Consider the following 20288-nt stretch of genomic DNA (forward strand, 5'->3'; position numbering starts at 1 on the left):
CCGTGGACAAGCCGCGTCGATCGGGCCACTCACGCGACCGGCAACAGCAAGGCGGTGCGGCATGGCGTTCACGGCAACAATCCTTCTGCTCGGTTCGGGCGAGCTTGGACGCGAGTTCGTGATCTCGGCCAAGCGGCTCGGCTGCTATGTCATCGCCTGCGACAGCTATGACGGCGCGCCGGCGATGCAGGTGGCGGATGCGCGCGAGGTTTTCTCCATGCTCGACGCCGACCTACTGCGTGCAGCCGTGGAGAGGCACCGGCCCGATTTCGTTGTTCCGGAGGTGGAGGCGATCCGCACCGAAGTGCTGGCCGAGCTGGAGGCGGCGGGGACGACGATCGTCCCGTCGGCGCGCGCGACGATGATGACGATGAACCGCGACGGCATCCGCGAAGTGGCGGCGGTCGAGCTGGGGCTGCGCACGTCGCGCTATCGCTATGCCGAGACGCTGGACGAGGTGCGCGCGGGCGCGGCACACACCGGGCTGCCGTGCGTGATCAAGCCGGTCATGTCCTCATCGGGCAAGGGACAGAGCACGGTTCGCAGCGAAGCGGATCTGGAAGCGGCGTGGGATTATGCCGTCGCCAATATGCGCGGCGACCGGGCGCGGGTGATCGTCGAGGAGTTCGTCGATTTCGACTATGAGATCACGTTGCTGACGGTGCGCACGCGCGACGGCGTCGTCTTCTGCCCGCCGATCGGCCACAGGCAGGAACGCGGCGATTATCAGGAAAGCTGGCAGCCGGCCGCCATGTCGGAAAAGGCGATCGCCGACGCGCAGGACATGGCGCGCAAGGTGGTCGACGATTTGGGCGGGTATGGCCTGTTCGGCGTGGAGTTCTTCGTCAAGGATGACGAGGTGATCTTTTCCGAATTGTCACCGCGCCCGCATGACACGGGGATGGTGACGCTGATCTCGCAATCGCTGAGCGAGTTCGACCTGCACGCCCGCGCGATCCTTGGCCTGCCGATCCCGACGCTGACCAGCTACGGCCCGTCCGCCTCCGCAGTGATCCTGGCGGATCGCGCGTCGGACACGGTGCGCTATGACGGCATCGCCGAGGCGCTGGCTACACCGGGGGGCGACGTGGACGTGCGGATTTTCGCCAAGCCGACGACACGGCCCTATCGCCGCATGGGCGTGGCGCTGGCGCGCGCCGCGACCACCGACGACGCCCGGCGCATTGCGGCCGAGGCGGCGTCGAAGGTTCAGCTTAGCTACGATCCGGCTTAGGCAGCGCGCTTGACGAGGCGCGGGTCGGCGGCGGCGACGCCGGTGGCGAGCACCAGCGCATCCTCGACGAAGCCGGTGGCGGTCTGGCCATAGCGGCGAAGCGCGGCCATGCGGATGCGCCAGCCGATGTAGGAACTGGCAAGTGCCGTGCCGAGCGCGACCGCGGCGCCGGTCACCCGTTGCCCCTTGGGCGCCAGCGCCGCGCCGGCATAGGCGGAGGTGACGCTGCGCACGGCAAGGCCGATCGGCACGATCCGGTCGGGTGCGGTCTTCTGCTTGTCGCCCGCCATTTCCGCGGCGCTGAAGGCGACGGCGCCCCAGGCGATCAGCGGGTTCTTGAACAATTTGGCGAGCGGCATGTCATCGGGCAGCGCGCCGCGACGGCCGGCGGCGGCGAGCGCGGCGAGCGGCACGATCCCGCGCTGACCCGCGGCCAGCCCGATGAGGTAGGAACGAAGCATCGGCGAATTCCTCGTGTGGTTCGCGCGAACAATCGCTGGGAGCGGTTTCGTATCCCGCGCGAGCTGCAAAACGGGCGGCAGGAAAATAGTGGCGCGGCACGCGCCGATGGGGAACAGCAACGCGATGGCCAAGCTCTATTTCTATTATGCCAGCATGAATGCGGGGAAATCGACCAACCTGCTGCAGGCCGATTTCAACTATCGCGAGCGCGGCATGGCGACGATGCTGTTCACCGCTGCGATCGACGATCGCTTTGCGGCGGGCACGATTACCTCGCGCATCGGCCTGTCGGCGCCGGCGACGATGTTCGACGCGAGCACCAACATCGCCGCCTGCGTGCTCGATCGCCATGCCGAGGAAACGGTGGCGTGCGTTCTGGTGGACGAGGCGCAGTTCCTGACGGCGGCGCAGGTCGATCAGCTCGCGCGGCTGGCGGATGTCGATGGCATTCCGGTGCTGGCCTATGGCCTGCGCACCGATTTCCAGGGGGCGTTGTTTGAGGGATCGGCGCGGCTGTTGGCGCTGGCCGACGCGCTGATCGAGATAAAGTCGGTTTGCGAATGCGGGCGCAAGGCGACCATGAACCTTCGGGTCGACGCCAAGGGGCGCCCGGTCGCGGCGGGGGCGCAGACGGTGATCGGCGGGAACGACCGCTATGTCGCCTTGTGCCGGCGGCATTTCACCGCCGCGCTGGAATTGGGCGCCGCGGGCCAGGCGTGACACGCGGGGGCGCTGGCGCTCGCTCGCCCGCCCCCCTATCTCGCCGGCATCATGACACCCGACAATCCCATCTACGCCGCGGCGGTGTGGATCATTCCGCTGATCATCGCGATCGTCTTTCACGAGGTGGCGCATGGCCTGATGGCGCGTGCGCTCGGCGATCCGACCGCGGCGCAGCTCAACCGGCTGTCGTTCAACCCGATCCGCCATGTCGATCCGATTGGAACCGTGATCCTGCCGCTGGGCCTTGCGCTCGCCAAGGCGCCGGTGTTTGGATGGGCCAAGCCGGTGCCGGTGGATGCGCGGCGGCTGCGCAATCCGCGCTGGGGCATGGTGGCGGTGGCGCTCGCCGGGCCGGGGATGAACTTCCTGCTGGCGGCGGTCGCGGCGATCGCGATCGGCGTGCTTTATGGGCAAATGAGCGGGCCGCCGGAGGGCGTCAGCCAGTTCATCTTCGCCAATCTCGTCAACTTCCTGCTGATCAACATCTTCCTCGCGGTGTTCAACCTGCTGCCGCTGCCGCCGTTTGACGGCGGGCATGTGGTGGAAGGCGTGCTGCCGCGGCGGCTGGCAGTGGAATGGGCGAAGCTGGCGCGTTTCGGCTTTCCGCTGATCATCGTCCTCCTGGTGGTGGTGCCGATGATCTGGCCGAGCGCGAGCATCGTCGGCAAGATCGTCGGTCCGCCCGCCGACTGGCTCGTGCGCCAGTATCTCGCCTTTGCGCAGCTGTTCGCCTGAGGACCCCTGACATGCATGGATGGCTGATCCTCGACAAGCCGCTGGGGCTTGGATCGACTCAGGGCGTGAGCGCGGTGAAGCGGTCGCTGCGCGAGGGCGGATATGGCAAGGCGAAGGTGGGCCACGGCGGCACGCTCGACCCGCTGGCGTCGGGCGTGCTGCCGATCGCGCTGGGGGAGGCGACGAAGCTCGCCGGGCGGATGCTCGACAGCGATAAGGTATATGATTTCACCATCCGCTTCGGCGAGCAGACCGATACGCTGGACGCCGAGGGCAAGGTGATCGCGACCAGCGACGTGCGCCCGACGCGGGATGCGCTGACGGCGGTGCTGGCGGACTTTACCGGGCCGATCGAGCAGATGCCGCCGGCGTTCTCCGCGCTGAAGGTCGATGGGCAGCGCGCCTATGACCTGGCGCGGGCGGGCGAGGAGGTGATCCTGAAGACGCGCGCGGTGACGGTGTTCGCGCTGAGCGTCACCGCGGCGGCCGACGCAGGCGCGCTGGAAGAAGCGACGCTGACCGCGCATGTTTCCAAGGGCACTTATATCCGCAGCCTCGCGCGGGACATTGCGCTCGCCCTTGGAGCCGTCGGCCATGTCACCTATCTCAGGAGGACCAAGGCGGGGCCCTTTGGCCTCGGCCGAGCGATATCGCTGGACAATTTGAGCGAAGCCGCTAAGGCGCGCACCCTTGAACATATTCTCCTGCCGTTGAGGGCGGGGCTGGACGACATCCCGGCTCTACCCCTCACTCCCGACCAGGCAGGGGCGCTCCGCCAGGGGCGTGTTCTGGCCGGGATCGTTGCCGACGATGGCCAGTATTTTGCCTGCCTGCACGATGTGCCGGTAGCGCTGATCGAGGTCCAGGCCCGCGAGGGTCGTGTCGTCCGCGGCTTCAACCTGTAAAGATGTCGAAGGAAAACACATGTCGATCACTGCGGAACGCCGCCAGGAACTCATCAAGGATCACGCCCGCGCCGAAGGCGACACCGGTTCGCCGGAAGTTCAGGTCGCGATCCTGACCGAGCGGATCCGGAACCTGACCGAGCACTTCAAGGGCCACGCCAAGGACAACCATTCGCGTCGCGGCCTGCTGATGATGGTCAACAAGCGTCGTTCGCTTCTCGACTATCTCCGCAAGAAGGACGGGGATCGCTACCTCGCCCTCATCGCGAAGCTCGGTCTTCGCAAGTAATAACGGAAGGGCGCCCTCGCGGCGCCCTTCTCGCATATGCGCTTCGCGTGTGACGCGAGCGTGCAACGCCAGCGGGCAATAAGGCCCGACTGGCACGAGCCAAGACTGGCTCAAGCAGGCCCCGGCTGCATAGGGCGGCCGGAGTGAAGGAAACGAAATGTTCGACAAGAAAACGGTAAGCATCGAGTGGGGCGGCAAGACCCTGACGCTCGAGACGGGCAAGGTTGCCCGCCAGGCCGACGGCGCGGTCATCGCGACGCTCGGCGAGACGGTGGTGCTGTGCGCCGTCACCGCGGCCAAGACGGTCAAGGAAGGGCAGGATTTCTTCCCGCTTACCGTCCACTACCAGGAAAAGTTCTCCGCCGCCGGTCGTATCCCGGGCGGCTTCTTCAAGCGTGAGCGTGGCGCGACCGAGAAGGAGACGTTGGTCTCCCGCCTGATCGACCGCCCGATCCGCCCGCTGTTCCCCGAAGGCTTCTACAACGAGATCAACGCCATCGCTCAGGTGCTGAGCTATGACGGCGAGAACGAGCCGGACATCCTCTCGATGGTCGCCGCCTCGGCTGCGCTCACCATCTCGGGCGTGCCGTTCATGGGCCCGATCGGCGCGGCGCGCGTCGGCTATGTCGATGGCGAGTATATCCTCAACCCCACCGACAAGCAGGTCGAAGAGGGTCAGCTCGACCTGGTCGTCGCCGCTACCTACGACGCGGTGATGATGGTCGAATCCGAAGCCAAGGAGCTGTCGGAAGAGATCATGCTGGGCGCCGTGCTGTTCGCGCACGATGCCTGCCGTGAGGTCGTCAAGGCGATCGTGAAGCTCGCCGAGCAGGCCGCCAAGGATCCGTGGGAGCTGGCGCCGGTCGACGACAAGTCGGCGACGCTGAAGAAGCTCGACAAGGCGATCGGCAAGGATATCGCCGCTGCCTACAAGCTGACCGACAAGCAGCAGCGCCAGAACGCCCTGAACGAGGCGCGCGCCAAGGCCCGCGAAGCCTTCGCGGACCTCAAGGAAAGCGATCCCGCCCAGTATCTCGGCACGCTGAAGCTGGTGAAGAAGCTGGAGGCGAACATCGTCCGTCAGGCGATCCTGAAGGACGGCAAGCGCATCGACGGCCGCACCACCACGCAGATCCGCCCGATCGAGGCGGAAACCCACTTCCTGCCGCGTGCGCATGGCTCGGCACTGTTCACGCGTGGCGAAACCCAGACGATCGCGACTGCGACGCTTGGCACCCGCGACGCGGAGCAGATGATCGACGGTCTGAACGGCCTGTCGTACCAGCACTTCATGCTGCACTATAACTTCCCGCCGTATTCGGTCGGTGAAGTGGGCCGCTTCGGCGCGCCGGGCCGCCGCGAGGTTGGCCATGGCAAGCTGGCGTGGCGTGCGCTGCACCCGGTGCTACCATCGAAGGAAGAGTTCCCGTACACGATCCGTCTGACCAGCGACATCACCGAGTCCAACGGCTCGTCGTCGATGGCGTCGGTGTGCGGCGGCTCGCTGGCCCTCATGGACGCCGGCGTGCCGATCAAGCGTCCGGTGTCCGGCATCGCCATGGGCCTGATCCTGGAAGGCAAGGATTTCGCGATCCTGTCCGACATCCTGGGTGACGAGGATCACCTGGGCGACATGGACTTCAAGGTGGCTGGCACGTCCGAAGGCATCACCACGATGCAGATGGACATCAAGATCGCGGGCATCACCAAGGAGATCTTCGAGGCGGCGCTGAACCAGGCGAAGGCCGGTCGTGCGCACATCCTGGGCGAGATGAACAAGGCGCTGGGCGAGACCCGCACCGAGCTCAGCGCGCACGCACCGCGCATCGAGACGATCACGGTCGACAAGTCGAAGATCCGCGACATCATCGGCACCGGCGGCAAGGTGATCCGCGAGATCGTCGCCACCACCGGCGCCAAGGTCGACATCGACGACGAGGGCGTGGTGAAGATCAGCTCGTCCGACCACTCGCAGATCGAAGCCGCGATCAACTGGATCAAGGGCATCGTCGAAGAGGCCGAGGTCGGCAAGATCTACACCGGCAAAGTCGTCAACATCGTCGACTTCGGTGCATTCGTGAACTTCATGGGTGGCAAGGACGGCCTCGTCCACGTCTCCGAAATGAAGAACGAGCGGGTCGAGAAGCCGACCGACGTCGTGTCCGAAGGCCAGGAAGTGAAGGTCAAGGTCCTCGAGATCGATCCGCGCGGCAAGGTTCGCCTGTCGATGCGGGTCGTGGACCAGGAAACTGGCGAAGAGCTGGAAGACACTCGTCCGGCACGCGAACCGCGCGAGCCGCGTGGTGATCGTGGTCCGCGCCGCGATGGCGGTGGTGATCGCGGTGGTCGCGGTGGTGACCGTGGTGGCGATCGCGGCCCGCGCCGTGACCGTGGCCCGCGCCGCGAGCGTTCGGAAGGCGGCAACGGCGGTGGCAACGATGACGGCCCGGCGCCCGAGTTCGCACCTGCGTTCCTGACGAACGACCGCGATCGCGACTAAGCGATCCGTCGCCTTCGGGTGATACAGGAAGGGCCCCGGCAGCGATGCCGGGGCCCTTTCTCGTTTCGGGGAGTGGAGGAGTCGGAAGGTCAGGCGAACGCGGGCGCCTGGCGGAGCTGCTGATAGGCGGAGATTACCTTCTGCAGCATCGCCTCGTGGCTGCGATCGCCGCCGTTCCGATCCGGATGATAGCGGCGCACCAGTTCGCTGTAGCGCTTGCGCAGGGCGCTGCGATCCGCGTCGGGGGCGAGGCCGAGCACTTTCAGGCTGGCGCGATCCTGGCCGGAAAGCGGCTTGCCGTCCTTGCGCTCGGGCGCGACTTCGCGGCGGAAGCGCGCGCCGATCGCGTCGAGCGGATCGGCAAAGTCGGCCCAGCGTGGCCCCTGGTCCCCGCCGCCGGCACGCGCGAAGGCGCGTGTCTCCCGCTCCCAGCCGGCCATCGGCCGCTGGGCGTGGTGAATCTCCTCGGCCGTCATGCCGTCAAAGTAGTTATAGCCGGCATTGAACGCGCGCACGTGATCGAGGCAGAACCAGCGGAACGCCGGCGGACCATCGCTGCTGGGACCCTCCAGCGGCGGCGCGCGGAACTCGCCCGGCTCATCGCAGCCCGGCACGCCGCACGGCCGATCCCCCTCGATCCTTCCATGAAAGCGCGTGTTCCGACGCTCCTTCGCCAAAATCCGATCTTCCCTGCAAAAACCGGCTATATAGGCGCGATGACTGATACTTTCATCGGGCCGATCCAGCAGGCGATCACGGCCCGTCTCACCGAGGCGCTCGATCCAACCCGGCTGGAGGTGATCAACGAAAGCGCCCAGCATCGCGGCCACGCCGGCGATGACGGCTCCGGCGAATCGCACTTTCGCGTGATGGTGGAAAGCGCCGCCTTCGCCGGCCTCAATCGAGTCGCGCGGCAGCGACTGGTGAACCAGGCGCTCGCTGAGCTGTTGCGTGATCATGTTCATGCGTTGGCGATGAAGACCATGGCACCGGGAGAAGCGTGATGACGTACCGCCTCTGGTATTGGCCGGGGATCCAGGGGCGGGGTGAGTTCGTCCGCCTGCCGCTGGAGGCAGCCGGAATCGCATATGAGGATTGCGCGCGCGAAGAGGGTGCGGACGCGCTGGTCGCGAACATGGAGGCATGGGGGGGGCGCGGGCCGTTCGCGCCGCCCTATCTGGAGGCGGACGGCTTCACCATCGCGCAGGTCGCCAACATCCTTCTGTTCCTCGGCGAGCGTCATGATCTGGCGCCGGAGGCACCCGCCGATCGTTACTGGATCCACCAGCTGCAACTGACCGTCACGGACATTGTGGCCGAGGTCCATAACGTCCACCATCCGGTGGAACTGATGTCCTATTATGACGAGCAGAAGGACGAGGCGGCACGTGCCGCACGCCAGTTCCGCGAAGAGCGGCTGCCCAAGTTCCTGGACTATTTCGAGGCCGCGGCGAACGCGAACCCCGGCGAATGGCTGATCGAGGGCCGCTGGACCTGTGCGGATACGTCTCTGTTCCAGCTGATCGAGGGGCTTCGTTACATGTTCCCGCGCCGGATGGCGGCGATCGAGGAGGATTATCCCGGCCTGATCCGGATCCGCGATTCTGTCTCGGCGTTGCCCGGCATCGCGGCCTATCTCGCCAGCGATCGGCGGCTGGCGTTCAACACCGACGGCATCTTCCGCCATTATCCCGAGCTTGACGGTGAGTGACACGATTGCGCGGGCGGCGCGGCCCGCGGCGCGGATATTGCTGGTCGATGGAGCAGGCCGCGCGCTGCTGTTCCGTTTCGTGACGGACGATCGGCCGCCGTTCTGGTGTACGCCTGGCGGCGCGCTGGATCCCGGCGAAAGCTACGTCGCGGCGGCGCGGCGCGAGTTGTTCGAGGAGACCGGCATCATCGCCGATCCGGGGCCTGAAGTTGCGCAGCGCACCGTTGATTTCCTGACGATCGAGCGGGTGCCGGTGACTGCGGACGAGCGCTGGTTCCGTGTCGATATCGACGCGGCGGAGGTGGATCCGGTGGGCCATACCGAGCTTGAGCGGCGCGTGATGACCGAGTGGCGCTGGTTCGCGCGTGATGAGATCGCGGATTGGCCCGAGTTGATCTATCCTGCGGATCTGATGGCGATGCTGGAGGCGACGGATCGATGACGAGAGACGAACTGATCGAGTTGACGCTGCTACCGGCGACGCACGACATCGGCGGCTTCAAGGTTCACCGCACGCTGCCGCATCGCGAGCGCACGATGGTCGGCCCGTTCCTGTTCTTCGACCAGATGGGGCCAGCGCATCTGCCGCCGGGGCAGGGGATCGACGTTCGGCCGCACCCGCACATCAATCTCGCCACCGTCACCTATTTGTTCGACGGCGCGATCGGGCATCGCGATTCGCTGGGTACCGAGATCGTCATCCGTCCCGGTGCGGTGAACCTGATGACGGCAGGGCACGGCATCGTCCATTCCGAGCGATCGCCGGGCGACGAGCGCGCGGCCGGCCCGGGCCTGTCCGGCATCCAGACCTGGCTGGCACTGCCGGACGGGCGCGAGGAGATCGATCCCGCGTTCGAGCACGTGCCCGCCGGCGACCTGCCGATCGTGGAGGGTGCGGGCGTCAACGCGCGCGTCATCATGGGCAGCCTGTGGGGCAAGTCCGCACCCACGACCACTTATGCCGACACAATCTACGCCGATATCGCATTGGCGGCCGGCGCGAGCGTGCCGATCGATGCCGATGCCGACGAACGCGCGATCTACCTGGTCGAGGGCGATGCCGTGCTGGAGGGCGTGCCGCTGGAACCGCAGAAGCTCTACGTGCTTCGACCGGGCATCGCGGCGACGCTGCGCACGACCGGCGGCGCGCGCGCGATGCTGGCCGGAGGCGACGCCTTCAAGACGCCGCGGCATGTGTGGTGGAACTTCGTCAGCTCCTCCCGCGAGCGGATCGAGGAAGCGCGGCGCGCGTGGATGGCGCGGGAGTTTCCGGTGGTGCCGGGCGACGAGATCGAGTGGATCCCGATCCCGGGACAGCCGAAGACCGTCAGCTATCCGTGACGCCTTGGGGCGGCGGCGGGCGGCTTCATGCCCCCGCCAGCTTGCGAGTCGCGGCGTTGGCCCAATAGCCTTCCCCGCCGGTAACGAAATCGCTCTCCATCGGCGTATCGGCAGGATCCGTCAGTGATACCCAGGTGCCGTGTGCGTGGGTCTGCGCCAGGCGGCGCGGGGCAGCAGCGCCGGGCCATGCCTGAACCCAGACTTCCTGGACCGCCGTGTCCTTGTTCGGCTCCATCCGTACCCAGGCGAGCGGGCGCTCGGGCGTTGCGGCAGCGGCGGCGCGCGCCATGGTGGCGCGAATCCGCTCCTGCCGCTGTTCGCCGAGGTACTGCCACACCACCGAATGAACGAGCGTGCGCGTGGTGCCTTCCGCCTGCGATTGCGCAAGTTGCTCCTCCAGCCAGTCAGCCGCGTCACCATGCGTGAGGTCAGGCGGATCGGCGTTGATCAGCGCGATGACCTGCTCGATCCGCGCGATCCGTTCGGGGGTGTCGATCCAGGCATAGGCCGCGAGCCGCCGGGCTGCGGCCGGATCGCGCGCGTCGATCGGATGTACATCAACGCCGCGCACCGAGGCGAAACGCACGTCGGCCGGCGGCGGGGCTGCGCCGTGCCACTCCGGCCGAATCGTCACGGCTGCATCGGCCGGCCCGTAGCGACTGCCGCCGAGATCAAAACCGAAGCGGTCGATCATCAGGTTCAGTCCGGCGCTCGATCCGATCTCCAGCAGCTCGATCGGCTGGCCGAAGCGGCGCGCCACGTCGATCAGGCCGACCATCAGCGCCGCCGAGCGACCAGGCTCGTTCGTTTGCGGCGGGCCGTCGAGCCAGGGGTAGAGTTCGTCGTCATGCGCCACCAGCGTCTCGCCGATGATCGCGGCGACCTCGCCCTCCTCCGCTACCGCGCCGGTGAAGACCTGGTCGAGGCGTGCGTCAGCGCCCGTGCGATGCAGTGCGTGGAGGCCGCCGACGAGGCGCAGCGGCAGGGCGTCGGCGGTGGGCTCGCCGGGCCAGTCGAGCACGCGGGCGCCGGTGCGGCTGTCGCGTGACACTGCGTTTGCCAGCGCCTTGCATATTCGCGCGGTGATCGGCGCCGCCATGACGGTGCAATAATGGTGCTGAATCAGGAACGCGCCGCGGTTCGTGTGCTCGTTTGCCATCCGCTCTCTCCCTCTTGTGCCCATGTTGCGCCTTCCGGGGGCGCTGCGTAAAGCCCGCGGCATGAGCGATCCGATCGTCATTGCCGTGCCCAAGGGCCGTATTCTCGGCGAGGTGCAGCCACTGCTCGCGGCGGCCGGCATCGTGCCGGAGGCCGCGTTCTTCGACGAGGACAGCCGGGCGCTGCGCTTCGCCACCAGCGACCCCGATATCGCGCTGATCCGCGTGCGTGCATTCGACGTCGCGACCTTCGTCGCACATGGCGCGGCGCAGCTTGGCGTGGTCGGGTCCGACGTACTGGGCGAATTCGCCTACCCCGAGCTTTACGCGCCGGTGGATCTGGGCATCGGCCATTGCCGACTGTCGGTGGCCGAGCCGGCGGACCTCGCCGCCACGGACGATCCGCGCGGCTGGAGCCACGTGCGAGTGGCGACCAAATATCCCCACCTTACCGCGCAGCATTTCGCGCGCCGCGGCGTGCAGGCGGAATGCATCAAGCTGAACGGTGCGATGGAGCTGGCGCCGATGCTTGGCCTGGCGCCGCGCATCGTCGATCTCGTCTCGTCGGGCCGAACGCTGAAGGAAAACGGCCTCGTCGAGGTGGAGACGATCGTCGAGGTCTCCTCGCGCCTGATCGTCAATCGCGCGGCGATGAAGACGCGCGCCGCGGTGGTTCCGCTGGTGGAGGCGTTCCGACGCGCCGCGAACGAGGCGGCCGCCGCATGATCCGCCTGTCCACTGCCGACGCATCGTTCACGACGGACTTTGCCGCCTTGGTCGATGCACGCCGCGAATCGGATGCGGACGTGACCCGCGATGTCACCACGATCCTGCGCAGCGTACGGGACGAGGGCGATGCCGCGCTGAAGGCTTTCACGCTGAAGCTCGACCGGCACGATCTTGATGCGAGCGGCTGGTCGATCCCGCTGAGCGAATGTGCCGCTGCCTTTGGCGGGCTCGACCCGGCGCTGCGTGAGGCGCTGGAACTCGCCGCGGCGCGGATCCGCGCCTATCACGAGAAGCAGCGGCCCGAGGATACCGCGTTCACCGACGACGCCGGCGTCCGGCTGGGCGCCCGGTGGCGGGCGGTGGATGCGGCAGGCATCTATGTGCCCGGCGGCCGGGCGGCTTACCCCTCCACGCTGCTGATGAACGCGATCCCCGCGAAAGTCGCTGGCGTCGAGCGGCTGGTGGTGGTGACGCCGACCCCTGATGGCATCGTCAACCCGCTGGTGCTGGCGGCGGCGCACCTGGCGGGCGCTGACGAGGTGTGGCGGATCGGCGGCGCGCAGGCGATCGCGGCGCTCGCCTGGGGCACGGACCGGATCGCACGCGTCGATGTCGTCACCGGACCGGGCAATGCCTGGGTCGCTGAGGCCAAAAGGCAGGTTTATGGCGTCGTCGGCATCGACATGGTCGCGGGACCTAGCGAGATCGTGGTGGTGGCCGATGGCAAGAACGATCCGGACTGGATCGCGGCCGACCTGCTGAGCCAGGCCGAGCATGACGTGACCACCCAGTCCATCCTGTTCACCGACTCGCCCGAATTTGCCGACGCCGTCGTGGCGGCGGTGGAGCGCCAGCTTGGCGATCTGGCGACCGGCAAGACGGCGCGCATCGCGTGGGAGGCGAATGGCGCGATCGTGCTGGTGCGCGACTTGGCGGAGGCGATGCCGTTGGTGGATGCACTGGCTCCAGAGCATGTCGAGATCGCGGTGGATGATCCGCAGCCGCTGTTCGATCAACTGCGCCATGCGGGTTCCGCCTTCCTTGGCCGGCACACGCCCGAGGCGATCGGCGATTATGTGGCCGGGCCCAACCACGTGCTGCCGACCGGGCGCCGTGCGCGGTTCGCCAGCGGGCTGGGCGTGACCGATTTCATGAAGCGCACCAGCTTCCTCCAGCTCGACGCTGCGGCCCTGCAGAAGCTTGGTCCGGCGACGGTGGCGCTGGCCGAAGCGGAAGGGCTTCCGGCGCACGCGCAATCGGTGGCGCTGCGGCTCTAATCACGGCACCGCCAGCACGGGGCAGGCCAGGGGGACTGGCCGATCCGCGCCTGGCGGCGTAAGGGCCGCCGCCATGTCCCGTACCGCTGCCCGAACCAAGGCCCGCGCCGCTGCGCGCCTCGCCGCCACCCAGGCGCTCTATCAGCACGATATGGAATCGACCGCGATTCCGGCGCTGCTGCACGAATTCCATATGCACCGCATCGGCGCGACCATCGAGGACGCCGAATATGCCGAAGCCGACGTCGCTTTCTTCGACGACATCGTCACGGGCGCCCATGCCCGGATGGGCGAGATCGACCAGCTGATCGAGAAGAAGCTTGCCGCCGGGTGGAGCCTCGATCGGCTCGACAAGCCGATGAAGGCGATCCTGCGCGCCGGCACCTATGAGTTGCTGTCGCGCGTTGACGTGCCCAAGGGCGCGGTGATCAGCGAATATGTCGATGTGGCGCACGCCTTCTACGAGCGGCGCGAGGCGGGCTTCGTCAACGGTCTGCTCGATGCGATTGCGCGCGAGGTCCGCCCCTGATGGTGGAAATCATCAACCTGCGTCGCATGCGGAAGGCACGCGCGCGGGAAGATGCTGCCGCGACCGCCGCGGCGAATCGGGTGGCCTTCGGCCGCACCAAGGCTGAGCGCGCCGCCGCGAAGGCCGAGCAGGAGCGGCAGGAGCGCGCCCTCGACGGCGCGCGCCTCGAAGACTGACTGCCGCCGGCCGCAGCCGATCAGATCAGGCGTGCGGCACCGATTCGGCCGGCACGACCGTCACTGGCCGGGCACTCGGCGAATCGATCACGATGGCGATCGCCCAGCCGGCAAGCACCAGCGTCACCACCCATGTCACCAGAGCGCCGCCGGCGCGCAGCGGATTGGGGCTGTTGCGCGCCATGCCCAAGGGGTGCGCGACGCGCGCGATGACGAACAGGATGCCCAGCACCCACAGGGCCACCAGCGGCCCGCGCGCGAACTCGATCAGGCCCATCAGGATCAGCACGATCGGGGCATATTCGATGAAGTTCGCATGTGCCCGCATGCCAGACAGCATCGCCGGATCGCCGCCATCCCCCACCATCACCTTGCCGCGCACGCGCCCACGAACCAGCCGTACCGCCAGCCAGATGTTGATCACCGCGCAGGCCGCCGCAGTGGCGAGCGTGACCGGTAGAACCATATTGTGCCTCCCCTTTGCTGTGCGGATCAGCCTGCCGGGGGCGGAGGCGGGTTGCAACCGCCGCGTGTTCCGCTATAGGCGCGGGGCTTCGCGATGCGCCCGGCTGCCCGGCGCGGCCGGTTCCCTCCGGTCCGTGCCGATCGTCGTCGGGCCAATCGCATTTGTTTAGAACATCAAGATTAAGGTGCCGCAATGGCCGTCCCCAAGCGAAAGACCTCCCCCTCCCGTCGTGGCATGCGCCGTTCGCATGATGCGCTGTCGGTCGAAGCGTTCCAGGAATGCCCGAACTGCGGCGAGCTGCGTCGCCCGCACAACCTGTGCACCTCGTGCGGCCACTACAATGGCCGTGAGGTCGTGTCGGTCGAGGGCTGACCCCACAGGTCACGGGAGTACGACGCATCATGGCCGACAGTTCCTGGATCGCCGTCGATGCGATGGGCGGCGACGAGGGGCTGGCGGTGATGCTGTCCGGAGTCGCGCGTGCGCGTCATCGGTTCGAGGGGATCAAATTCCTCCTCGTCGGTGACGAGCAGGCGATTCGCGCCGGCCTGGAACGTCACCCCAATCTCAGTCGCCACGCCGAGATCGTGCACGCGCCCGATGTGATTTCGGGCGACGAGAAGGCCGGTCAGGCGCTTCGCCGTGCGAAGACCACGTCGATGGGGATCGCGATCGACTGCGTGAAGCAGGGTCGCGCTGCCGCCGCCGTGTCTGCCGGCAATACCGGTGCGCTGATGGCGATGGCCAAGCTGTCGCTGCGGACGATGCCCGGCATCGATCGCCCGGCGCTTGCTGCGCTGCTGCCGACGCTGGGCGAGAACGACGTCGTCGTGCTGGATCTTGGTGCCAACACCGAGGTCGAGGCGAAGAACCTCGTCCAGTTCGCCGTGATGGGCGCTGCCTATGCGCGCGTCACGATGGATCTCGACAGCCCGCGCGTCGCGCTACTCAACATCGGCAGCGAGGACCAGAAGGGTACCGAGGAAATCCGCGACGCCGCCGCTGCGCTGCGCGGTGGCGGCCATTTGCCGATGACCTTCACCGGTTTCGTCGAGGGCGATCGGCTGTCTCGTGGCGATCATGACGTGATCGTCTGCGACGGCTTCTCCGGTAACATCGCGCTCAAGACCGCGGAGGGGACCGCGCGGTTCGTCGCGGACCTGCTGAAGCGCGCCTTCACCAGCTCGGTCCGCTCGAAGATCGGCTTCCTGATCTCGCGCCCGGCGACCCAGCTGCTGCGCGACCATCTCGATCCCAACAATCACAATGGCGCCGTCTTCCTTGGCCTGAATGGCCTGGTGGTGAAGAGCCATGGCGGCGCCAACGAGCTCGGTATCGCGACGGCGATTGGTGCCGCGGCCAAGATGGTGCAGGCCGATCTTGTCCGGCGTATTGCCGACGACCTCAGACATTTCGAGAAACAGGCGGCATGATTCGCAGCGTCATCATCGGAACCGGTTCGGCGCTGCCCGCGCGTCGCGTGTCGAATGCCGATCTGGCGCAGATGGTAGATACGACGGACGAGTGGATCGTCGAGCGGACCGGTATCCGCTTTCGCCACATCGCCGGCCCTGACGAGACGACTGCAACGTTGGCGCGCGACGCATCGAGCGCAGCGCTGGCGGCCGCCGGCATCACCGCGCAGGACATCGACCTGATCGTGCTGGCGACCGCGACGCCGGACCAGACCTTCCCCGCCACGGCGACGAAGGTGCAGGCGATGCTTGGCATCGACGATTGCGTCGCGTTCGACGTCGCGGCGGTCTGCTCGGGCTTTCTCTACGCGGTGCAGGTGGCGGACAGCATGATCCGCGCCGGCACGGCGAAGCGCGCGCTGGTGATCGGCGCCGAGACGTTCAGCCGCATCCTAGACTGGGAGGATCGCACCACCTGCGTCCTGTTCGGCGATGGTGCGGGCGCGATGGTGCTGGAAGCGCAGGAAAGCGCCGATGCCGACGGGCGCGGCATCCTGGCGACGAAGCTGCACGCCGACGGCCGCCATAATGAACTGCTCTATGTCGATGGGGGACCATCGACGACCGGCACCGTGGGCAAGCTGCGCATGAAGGGGCGGGAGGTGTTCCGCCATGCCGTGGTGAACCTTGCCACGGTCATGCAGGAATCGCTCGCCATCGCCGGGCTGGAGCCGAACGCGGTGGACTGGGTGGTACCGCATCAGGCCAATGCCCGCATTCTCGATGCGACCGCGCGCAAGCTGGGGCTGCCGGCCGAGAAGGTGGTGATGACCGTTGACCAGCACGCCAACACCTCTGCCGCCTCCGTACCGCTCGCGCTGGATGCTGCGGTGCGGGATGGGCGTATCAGGCCGGGACAGATCCTTGTCCTCGAGGCCATGGGTGGCGGATTTACGTGGGGCGCTGCGGTAGTCCGTTTCTAATATGTAACAATTACCATACATGTGCCTTCCGGTGATCGGTGGGAGGTGGTAACGTCCTCCAATCACTTCCGGGGGATAAGGCACGAACGATGAGCGAAGCTGGCACGTTGACCAGGGCCGATCTGGCCGAGGCACTTCATCGCCAAGTGGGCCTGTCACGCGCGGATTCCGCTCAGTTGGTAGAGCAGATTCTGGAAAAGCTGTGCGGCGCGCTGGCCAAGGGGGAGAACGTCAAGATCTCCGGCTTCGGCACATTCGTGCTGCGTGACAAGGGCGAACGGATCGGACGCAATCCGAAGACGGGCGTCGAGGTGCCGATCGCACCGCGCCGGGTTCTCACTTTCCGCGCCAGCCAGATGATGCGCGATCGCATCGTCGCCGCGGGCGCGTGAGCGGCAGCGACAAGGCCGCCGGCGCCTTTCGGACGATCGGCGAAGTCGCCACGGCGACGGGCGTCGCGCCGCATGTGCTGCGCTATTGGGAAACGCGCTTTCCGCAGCTGCGCCCGATCACGCGTGCCGGCAATCGCCGCTATTATCGGCCCGAGGACGTGGCGCTGGTGGAGCGGATTCAGCGGCTGCTGGCGACTGAAGGCTATACAGTGAAGGGCGTGCAGAAGCTGCTGGCGACCGAGGGGGATCAGCCCGCCGGGGCTGCCACGCCCATCGATGTGCCGGGCGCCAAGCCGGATCACACCGCGCTTATCTCGATCCGCGATCGACTGCAGCGAGCACTGGAAGCGGCCTGAGACGGCCGAGGCTGCCTCAGGCGGCGAGTGGGAAACGCAGCAGGCGATCGTTGATCGCGACCAGTGCCTGCGCGGGGCCGCCCATCGCGCGCACGATCTCGGGATGATCGGCATCCAGCCCGCCGGTGAGCGAGCCGAACGCCGGCAGGATGATCTTCGTGCTCGTGGCCACGAAACACCGCCGCGACACCAATTTGCCGCGCACGCGTACGCGCAGCTTGGGGTGGAAGTGGCCCGACAATTCTGGCCGGTGTTCGGCTGGCGATGCCTCGTGCCGCAGCACCAGACCGTCCACCGATGCCTCGTCCACGACATCGCCGCCGCACCGGTCGACGAAGTGGGGATCGTGGTTGCCGGTAATCCACGTCCAGCGAGTCGTTTGCGTCAGAGTTCTCAGCGCCGCCTGCGCTGTCTCGGGAAGCCGTTCGCATCCGGCGGGATCGTGGAAGCTGTCCCCCAGGCACCAGACCTCCTCGGCCCCGGTTGCTGAAACGACGGCGGACAGTTCCGCCAGGGTCGCCAGCGAATCATAGGGCGGCAGCATCTGGCCCGATCGCGCGAACCAGCTTGCCTTCTCCAGATGGAGATCGGCGACCAGCAACGCGCGCCGTGCAGGCCAGAACATCGCGCCTTGCGGCAGCGGCGTCAGATCATGCCCGGCGAACGAAAAGGGAACCATCCCCGTGCCTTGCCCGAAGCGAGTCGGCGGATCAACCGCCGGCCTCGTCTTCGGGGACACATCTGGTGGCGATCAGAAGGTGTAGCCAATGCCCAGCACGCCGGCCCATTGGTTGCGCGAACCGGCGATGCTGACGAGCGGGCTTGCCGCCACGTCATCAAGCATCCGGCGGTACGTACCCCCGCCGACCAGCTTGAAGCCCTTGAGCAGGTCCCCGGTCAGCGAGACCGTACCGACTGCGCCCAGCGTATAGCTCTTCCAGCCGCCGCGGCCGTTGTAGACTGGCAGGCCGGAAGCCACCGATGCCTCCGGCGACACGTTGAAATAGGTGCGGACGTACTTCGATTCGACTCGCTCAGCCGAGGCGAACAGAGCGACCGCGGTCTTCCGGCTCAACGGCGTGAAATAATTCAGGGTCGGTTGCCAGATGCCGCTGCGATGAACGCCGGCGACGTCGTGACGATAGCTCAGCGACAGGGATAGCTTGTCATACGGGCTGGTGATGACGCCCGTTTTGCCGATGCCGAAGTAGCCGCCCACTTCGACCGCTGTATCAAGCTCGCCCAGGCGGCGTACGCGCGGGTCATCGATCCCCTGGCGGCTGCTGCGGGTGAAGTTGATCACTGCCACCGGGCCCAGCTGGATGTCCCATGCCTCGCCCGGGCGGCTGGGGAGGAGATCCGCGCTAGCGCGGTTGCCGGTGACGGAGAAATTGATACCGCCGATGGTGCCGATTGCCGCCGGTACGGGAACGAAGCGATAGTCGTTCGAACCGTCGTAATCAGGCAGGTAACCTGCGCCGATGCCGATCGTGACCATGTCGCCGCTCGGCTGCTCGGTCGCCGTGGGGGTATCGGCAGGGCCAGAGACGCTCTGGGCCGAAACGGCCGTTGGGACGGCAGCAATGAGGGCAACAAATCCGATCAGGCTCTTGGGATTCACGTTGGGGCTTCCTTATGGTCGCCCTGCGTAACAACCCTGATTGATTTAAGGTCCGCCCCGCGCGTCAGAGCATGTAGCGCAATTTCACCTGTTGCGATTCAGCATCACCATCGAGGGTGAAGCGCGCCGCCTCGAACTTCGGCGGGCCGAAGCGGATCGGCGGATTGCGCGAGAAGCCGAAGCCTTCGCGCGGGATGCCGGCGAAGGTATCGAGCTTCTTGTTGCCGTTCTCGTCATGGATCACCGCCACGGCATATTTGCCATAGGGGAGCCCGGCGAGGTGAAGCGCGGTCGTGCCGGCAGGGATCGAACGCTTGGTGGCGTTGTGATCGTTCGTGCAGCGGGGAAAATTGTCCGGATCACCCGTCACGCAGATGCGCAGCATGCCCTTGTTCGAGCGCACATTGGAAAAGGTTAGGTCAAGCTGGCCCACCGGCGCCGCGCCGATCATGAGCAGCGCAGCCGCCCCCAGCACGAGCGCGCGCGCGGGCCTGATCGCGCGTGAAATCGCCGAGCCCGTCATCGGTGCCGCACAACCGGTCCCAGAAGCGGAAATAAAGCCCATAATTGCATCCGTACCGTTCGTGATGGCGCTGATGGTGACTGGCCGTGATCAGCCAGGCACCCAATGGCCCGCGCCACATGAACCGCGGGAAAACCTCCCAACCCATGTGGTTGGTCACTCCCATAACCGTCATGATCGTCAGCACTACCCCGAGCGCCGCGACGTGGATCGGAATGAGAAACACCAGTAGCGGAATTACCACAGCACCGGTGATCGCTTCGATCGGATGGAACGCCATCGCCGCCCAAGCGGTGGGCGGGCGGCTGGCGTGATGGACGGTATGGGCGATGCGGAAAGGCTTTGGCCAGTGCATCCAGCGGTGCGTCCAGTAGAACCAGGTATCGTGTGCAGCCAGGTACAGGAGCACCGACACCGGCAGATACCACAAGGGATAAGCGTGGACGTCGTCGTAGATCCGCGTCCAGCCGCGGTTCTGCCAGCCCCAGGCGACGATGCCGGCCGGGATGCCGTAGATCGCCGCGGAGGCGAGGCTCCACAGGATCTCGCGCCGGATCTGCGGATCGAGGCCGACGTAGAGTCCCGGATGCTTGCGCCGGGTGACGAATGCGAAGGCGCCGCTTGCCGCGAGATAGCGTACGCCAACGATCAGCGTCATGGCGACAGCAGAGAGGGCAATGGCAAGCGCAGCGGTCATGCTGCTGCTCTACGCCTGCCGGTGGGACGGGGGAAGGCGCTGCCGTTGATGCGCCGTTGGACAAGCT

The 20288-nt window shown here is 66.8% G+C and carries 27 protein-coding genes; 19 read left to right on the forward strand and 8 right to left on the reverse strand.

From position 1 onward, the window contains the following. Positions 1 to 61: 61 nt before the first annotated feature. Positions 62 to 1234 (forward strand): formate-dependent phosphoribosylglycinamide formyltransferase, encoded by a 1173-nt coding sequence (gene purT / locus ACH0AE_RS03460; RefSeq protein ID WP_294442629.1) that lies wholly within the window; start codon positions 62 to 64, stop codon positions 1232 to 1234. Here purT and ACH0AE_RS03465 read toward each other — a convergent pair. Then, positions 1231 to 1695 carry a hypothetical protein gene (locus tag ACH0AE_RS03465; protein WP_046409690.1) on the reverse strand — a complete coding sequence of 155 codons (465 nt, stop codon included), beginning with the start codon at positions 1693 to 1695 and terminating at the stop codon, positions 1231 to 1233. The two genes, purT and ACH0AE_RS03465, sit on opposite strands and share 4 nt — an antisense overlap. 124 nt (positions 1696 to 1819) lie before the next feature. Between ACH0AE_RS03465 and ACH0AE_RS03470 the strand changes: the two genes are divergently transcribed. From ACH0AE_RS03470 to pnp, 5 genes are all read left to right on the forward strand, one after another. After that, positions 1820 to 2416 (forward strand): thymidine kinase, encoded by a 597-nt coding sequence (locus ACH0AE_RS03470; protein ID WP_046409979.1) that lies wholly within the window; start codon positions 1820 to 1822, stop codon positions 2414 to 2416. A 51-nt stretch (positions 2417 to 2467) separates the two neighbouring features. Further along, a complete protein-coding gene (locus tag ACH0AE_RS03475) occupies positions 2468 to 3154 on the forward strand; it encodes a site-2 protease family protein (protein WP_046409692.1) in 687 nt (228 codons plus the stop codon). Positions 3155 to 3165: 11 nt separating this feature from the next. Next, complete coding sequence (gene truB / locus ACH0AE_RS03480) at positions 3166 to 4059, forward strand: tRNA pseudouridine(55) synthase TruB (RefSeq protein WP_294442630.1); 894 nt, start codon at positions 3166 to 3168, stop codon at positions 4057 to 4059. Positions 4060 to 4078: 19 nt separating this feature from the next. Further along, a complete protein-coding gene (rpsO, locus tag ACH0AE_RS03485; protein WP_046409695.1) occupies positions 4079 to 4348 on the forward strand; it encodes a 30S ribosomal protein S15 in 270 nt (89 codons plus the stop codon). A gap of 157 nt (positions 4349 to 4505) precedes the next feature. After that, positions 4506 to 6848, forward strand: a complete 2343-nt coding sequence (gene pnp, locus ACH0AE_RS03490; protein ID WP_294442632.1) for a polyribonucleotide nucleotidyltransferase — start codon at positions 4506 to 4508, stop codon at positions 6846 to 6848. 89 nt (positions 6849 to 6937) lie between these two features. Here pnp and ACH0AE_RS03495 read toward each other — a convergent pair whose 3' ends face one another. Next, positions 6938 to 7525: a J domain-containing protein gene (locus ACH0AE_RS03495; protein WP_406875447.1), complete on the reverse strand. Its 588-nt coding sequence runs from the start codon at positions 7523 to 7525 to the stop codon at positions 6938 to 6940. 39 nt (positions 7526 to 7564) lie between these two features. On the opposite strand from ACH0AE_RS03495, the gene ACH0AE_RS03500 reads away from it, so the two are divergent. The 4 genes from ACH0AE_RS03500 to ACH0AE_RS03515 are packed head-to-tail and all read left to right on the forward strand — an operon-like array spanning position 7565 to position 9900. Beyond that, entirely contained in the window at positions 7565 to 7852 is a 288-nt protein-coding gene (locus tag ACH0AE_RS03500; protein ID WP_294442634.1) for a BolA family transcriptional regulator, read from the forward strand. Further along, a complete protein-coding gene (locus tag ACH0AE_RS03505; RefSeq protein ID WP_294442635.1) occupies positions 7852 to 8559 on the forward strand; it encodes a glutathione S-transferase in 708 nt (235 codons plus the stop codon). The genes ACH0AE_RS03500 and ACH0AE_RS03505 overlap by 1 nt, the downstream gene beginning before the upstream one ends. After that, positions 8552 to 9001, forward strand: a complete 450-nt coding sequence (locus ACH0AE_RS03510; RefSeq protein WP_294442636.1) for an NUDIX hydrolase — start codon at positions 8552 to 8554, stop codon at positions 8999 to 9001. Before ACH0AE_RS03505 ends, ACH0AE_RS03510 begins: the two co-directional genes overlap by 8 nt. After that, positions 8998 to 9900: a pirin family protein gene (locus ACH0AE_RS03515; protein WP_406875448.1), complete on the forward strand. Its 903-nt coding sequence runs from the start codon at positions 8998 to 9000 to the stop codon at positions 9898 to 9900. The genes ACH0AE_RS03510 and ACH0AE_RS03515 overlap by 4 nt, the downstream gene beginning before the upstream one ends. 25 nt (positions 9901 to 9925) lie before the next feature. On the opposite strand, the gene ACH0AE_RS03520 is transcribed toward ACH0AE_RS03515, so the two are convergent. Further along, positions 9926 to 11059, reverse strand: coding sequence for a DUF2332 domain-containing protein (locus tag ACH0AE_RS03520; RefSeq protein WP_294442638.1), 1134 nt, complete (start codon positions 11057 to 11059; stop codon positions 9926 to 9928). Positions 11060 to 11120: 61 nt separating this feature from the next. On the opposite strand from ACH0AE_RS03520, the gene hisG reads away from it, so the two are divergent. From hisG to ACH0AE_RS03540, 4 genes are all read left to right on the forward strand, one after another. Beyond that, positions 11121 to 11783 (forward strand): ATP phosphoribosyltransferase, encoded by a 663-nt coding sequence (gene hisG, locus ACH0AE_RS03525; RefSeq protein ID WP_294442639.1) that lies wholly within the window; start codon positions 11121 to 11123, stop codon positions 11781 to 11783. Next, the gene (gene hisD, locus ACH0AE_RS03530; protein WP_294442641.1) at positions 11780 to 13063 is read left to right on the forward strand and encodes a histidinol dehydrogenase; all 1284 of its coding nucleotides are present in this window, start codon (positions 11780 to 11782) and stop codon (positions 13061 to 13063) included. The genes hisG and hisD overlap by 4 nt, the downstream gene beginning before the upstream one ends. Positions 13064 to 13136: 73 nt before the next feature. Beyond that, complete coding sequence (gene nusB / locus ACH0AE_RS03535) at positions 13137 to 13592, forward strand: transcription antitermination factor NusB (RefSeq protein WP_294442642.1); 456 nt, start codon at positions 13137 to 13139, stop codon at positions 13590 to 13592. Then, a complete protein-coding gene (locus ACH0AE_RS03540; protein WP_294442643.1) occupies positions 13592 to 13768 on the forward strand; it encodes a DUF4169 family protein in 177 nt (58 codons plus the stop codon). The genes nusB and ACH0AE_RS03540 overlap by 1 nt, the downstream gene beginning before the upstream one ends. A gap of 25 nt (positions 13769 to 13793) precedes the next feature. Here the strand turns inward: ACH0AE_RS03540 and ACH0AE_RS03545 are convergent, their stop codons facing one another. After that, complete coding sequence (locus tag ACH0AE_RS03545; RefSeq protein WP_294442644.1) at positions 13794 to 14234, reverse strand: MAPEG family protein; 441 nt, start codon at positions 14232 to 14234, stop codon at positions 13794 to 13796. A gap of 192 nt (positions 14235 to 14426) precedes the next feature. Here ACH0AE_RS03545 and rpmF point away from each other — a divergent pair, with 192 nt between their 5' ends. From rpmF to ACH0AE_RS03570, 5 genes are all read left to right on the forward strand, one after another. Continuing rightward, positions 14427 to 14606, forward strand: a complete 180-nt coding sequence (rpmF, locus tag ACH0AE_RS03550) for a 50S ribosomal protein L32 (RefSeq protein WP_294442645.1) — start codon at positions 14427 to 14429, stop codon at positions 14604 to 14606. A gap of 29 nt (positions 14607 to 14635) precedes the next feature. Continuing rightward, positions 14636 to 15667, forward strand: a complete 1032-nt coding sequence (gene plsX / locus ACH0AE_RS03555; protein WP_294442646.1) for a phosphate acyltransferase PlsX — start codon at positions 14636 to 14638, stop codon at positions 15665 to 15667. Further along, positions 15664 to 16632 carry a beta-ketoacyl-ACP synthase III gene (locus tag ACH0AE_RS03560; protein WP_294442647.1) on the forward strand — a complete coding sequence of 323 codons (969 nt, stop codon included), beginning with the start codon at positions 15664 to 15666 and terminating at the stop codon, positions 16630 to 16632. The genes plsX and ACH0AE_RS03560 overlap by 4 nt, the downstream gene beginning before the upstream one ends. Before the next feature lie 89 nt (positions 16633 to 16721). Then, the gene (locus ACH0AE_RS03565; protein ID WP_294442648.1) at positions 16722 to 17024 is read left to right on the forward strand and encodes an integration host factor subunit alpha; all 303 of its coding nucleotides are present in this window, start codon (positions 16722 to 16724) and stop codon (positions 17022 to 17024) included. Next, a complete protein-coding gene (locus tag ACH0AE_RS03570) occupies positions 17021 to 17380 on the forward strand; it encodes a MerR family transcriptional regulator (RefSeq protein ID WP_294442649.1) in 360 nt (119 codons plus the stop codon). Before ACH0AE_RS03565 ends, ACH0AE_RS03570 begins: the two co-directional genes overlap by 4 nt. Before the next feature lie 16 nt (positions 17381 to 17396). On the opposite strand, the gene pdeM is transcribed toward ACH0AE_RS03570, so the two are convergent. The 4 genes from pdeM to ACH0AE_RS03590 form a co-directional block, all read right to left on the reverse strand. Further along, complete coding sequence (pdeM, locus tag ACH0AE_RS03575) at positions 17397 to 18059, reverse strand: ligase-associated DNA damage response endonuclease PdeM (protein WP_294442650.1); 663 nt, start codon at positions 18057 to 18059, stop codon at positions 17397 to 17399. Positions 18060 to 18131: 72 nt separating this feature from the next. Then, positions 18132 to 19001: a MipA/OmpV family protein gene (locus tag ACH0AE_RS03580; protein ID WP_294442651.1), complete on the reverse strand. Its 870-nt coding sequence runs from the start codon at positions 18999 to 19001 to the stop codon at positions 18132 to 18134. A gap of 64 nt (positions 19002 to 19065) precedes the next feature. Then, positions 19066 to 19452, reverse strand: coding sequence for a DUF2141 domain-containing protein (locus tag ACH0AE_RS03585; protein ID WP_294442652.1), 387 nt, complete (start codon positions 19450 to 19452; stop codon positions 19066 to 19068). After that, positions 19421 to 20221, reverse strand: a complete 801-nt coding sequence (locus ACH0AE_RS03590; protein WP_294442653.1) for a sterol desaturase family protein — start codon at positions 20219 to 20221, stop codon at positions 19421 to 19423. The genes ACH0AE_RS03585 and ACH0AE_RS03590 overlap by 32 nt, the downstream gene beginning before the upstream one ends. Positions 20222 to 20288: the final 67 nt, after the last annotated feature.

Origin of the sequence: Sphingomonas sp. 179-A 2A2 NHS, assembly GCF_045371305.1 — a bacterium.
In the GTDB taxonomy this organism is placed as follows: domain Bacteria; phylum Pseudomonadota; class Alphaproteobacteria; order Sphingomonadales; family Sphingomonadaceae; genus Sphingomonas.

What these genes read in the sequence shown, in the direction of transcription:
- purT (WP_294442629.1), top strand. Translation starts at nt 62, where the DNA reads ATGGCGTTCACGGCAACAATCCTTCTGCTCGGTTCGGGCGAGCTTGGA.
- ACH0AE_RS03465 (WP_046409690.1), bottom strand. Translation starts at nt 1,695, where the DNA reads ATGCTTCGTTCCTACCTCATCGGGCTGGCCGCGGGTCAGCGCGGGATC.
- ACH0AE_RS03470 (WP_046409979.1), top strand. Translation starts at nt 1,820, where the DNA reads ATGGCCAAGCTCTATTTCTATTATGCCAGCATGAATGCGGGGAAATCG.
- ACH0AE_RS03475 (WP_046409692.1), top strand. Translation starts at nt 2,468, where the DNA reads ATGACACCCGACAATCCCATCTACGCCGCGGCGGTGTGGATCATTCCG.
- truB (WP_294442630.1), top strand. Translation starts at nt 3,166, where the DNA reads ATGCATGGATGGCTGATCCTCGACAAGCCGCTGGGGCTTGGATCGACT.
- rpsO (WP_046409695.1), top strand. Translation starts at nt 4,079, where the DNA reads ATGTCGATCACTGCGGAACGCCGCCAGGAACTCATCAAGGATCACGCC.
- pnp (WP_294442632.1), top strand. Translation starts at nt 4,506, where the DNA reads ATGTTCGACAAGAAAACGGTAAGCATCGAGTGGGGCGGCAAGACCCTG.
- ACH0AE_RS03500 (WP_294442634.1), top strand. Translation starts at nt 7,565, where the DNA reads ATGACTGATACTTTCATCGGGCCGATCCAGCAGGCGATCACGGCCCGT.
- ACH0AE_RS03505 (WP_294442635.1), top strand. Translation starts at nt 7,852, where the DNA reads ATGACGTACCGCCTCTGGTATTGGCCGGGGATCCAGGGGCGGGGTGAG.
- ACH0AE_RS03515 (WP_406875448.1), top strand. Translation starts at nt 8,998, where the DNA reads ATGACGAGAGACGAACTGATCGAGTTGACGCTGCTACCGGCGACGCAC.
- ACH0AE_RS03520 (WP_294442638.1), bottom strand. Translation starts at nt 11,059, where the DNA reads ATGGCAAACGAGCACACGAACCGCGGCGCGTTCCTGATTCAGCACCAT.
- hisG (WP_294442639.1), top strand. Translation starts at nt 11,121, where the DNA reads ATGAGCGATCCGATCGTCATTGCCGTGCCCAAGGGCCGTATTCTCGGC.
- hisD (WP_294442641.1), top strand. Translation starts at nt 11,780, where the DNA reads ATGATCCGCCTGTCCACTGCCGACGCATCGTTCACGACGGACTTTGCC.
- nusB (WP_294442642.1), top strand. Translation starts at nt 13,137, where the DNA reads ATGTCCCGTACCGCTGCCCGAACCAAGGCCCGCGCCGCTGCGCGCCTC.
- ACH0AE_RS03540 (WP_294442643.1), top strand. Translation starts at nt 13,592, where the DNA reads ATGGTGGAAATCATCAACCTGCGTCGCATGCGGAAGGCACGCGCGCGG.
- ACH0AE_RS03545 (WP_294442644.1), bottom strand. Translation starts at nt 14,234, where the DNA reads ATGGTTCTACCGGTCACGCTCGCCACTGCGGCGGCCTGCGCGGTGATC.
- rpmF (WP_294442645.1), top strand. Translation starts at nt 14,427, where the DNA reads ATGGCCGTCCCCAAGCGAAAGACCTCCCCCTCCCGTCGTGGCATGCGC.
- plsX (WP_294442646.1), top strand. Translation starts at nt 14,636, where the DNA reads ATGGCCGACAGTTCCTGGATCGCCGTCGATGCGATGGGCGGCGACGAG.
- ACH0AE_RS03560 (WP_294442647.1), top strand. Translation starts at nt 15,664, where the DNA reads ATGATTCGCAGCGTCATCATCGGAACCGGTTCGGCGCTGCCCGCGCGT.
- ACH0AE_RS03565 (WP_294442648.1), top strand. Translation starts at nt 16,722, where the DNA reads ATGAGCGAAGCTGGCACGTTGACCAGGGCCGATCTGGCCGAGGCACTT.
- pdeM (WP_294442650.1), bottom strand. Translation starts at nt 18,059, where the DNA reads ATGGTTCCCTTTTCGTTCGCCGGGCATGATCTGACGCCGCTGCCGCAA.
- ACH0AE_RS03585 (WP_294442652.1), bottom strand. Translation starts at nt 19,452, where the DNA reads ATGATCGGCGCGGCGCCGGTGGGCCAGCTTGACCTAACCTTTTCCAAT.
- ACH0AE_RS03590 (WP_294442653.1), bottom strand. Translation starts at nt 20,221, where the DNA reads ATGACCGCTGCGCTTGCCATTGCCCTCTCTGCTGTCGCCATGACGCTG.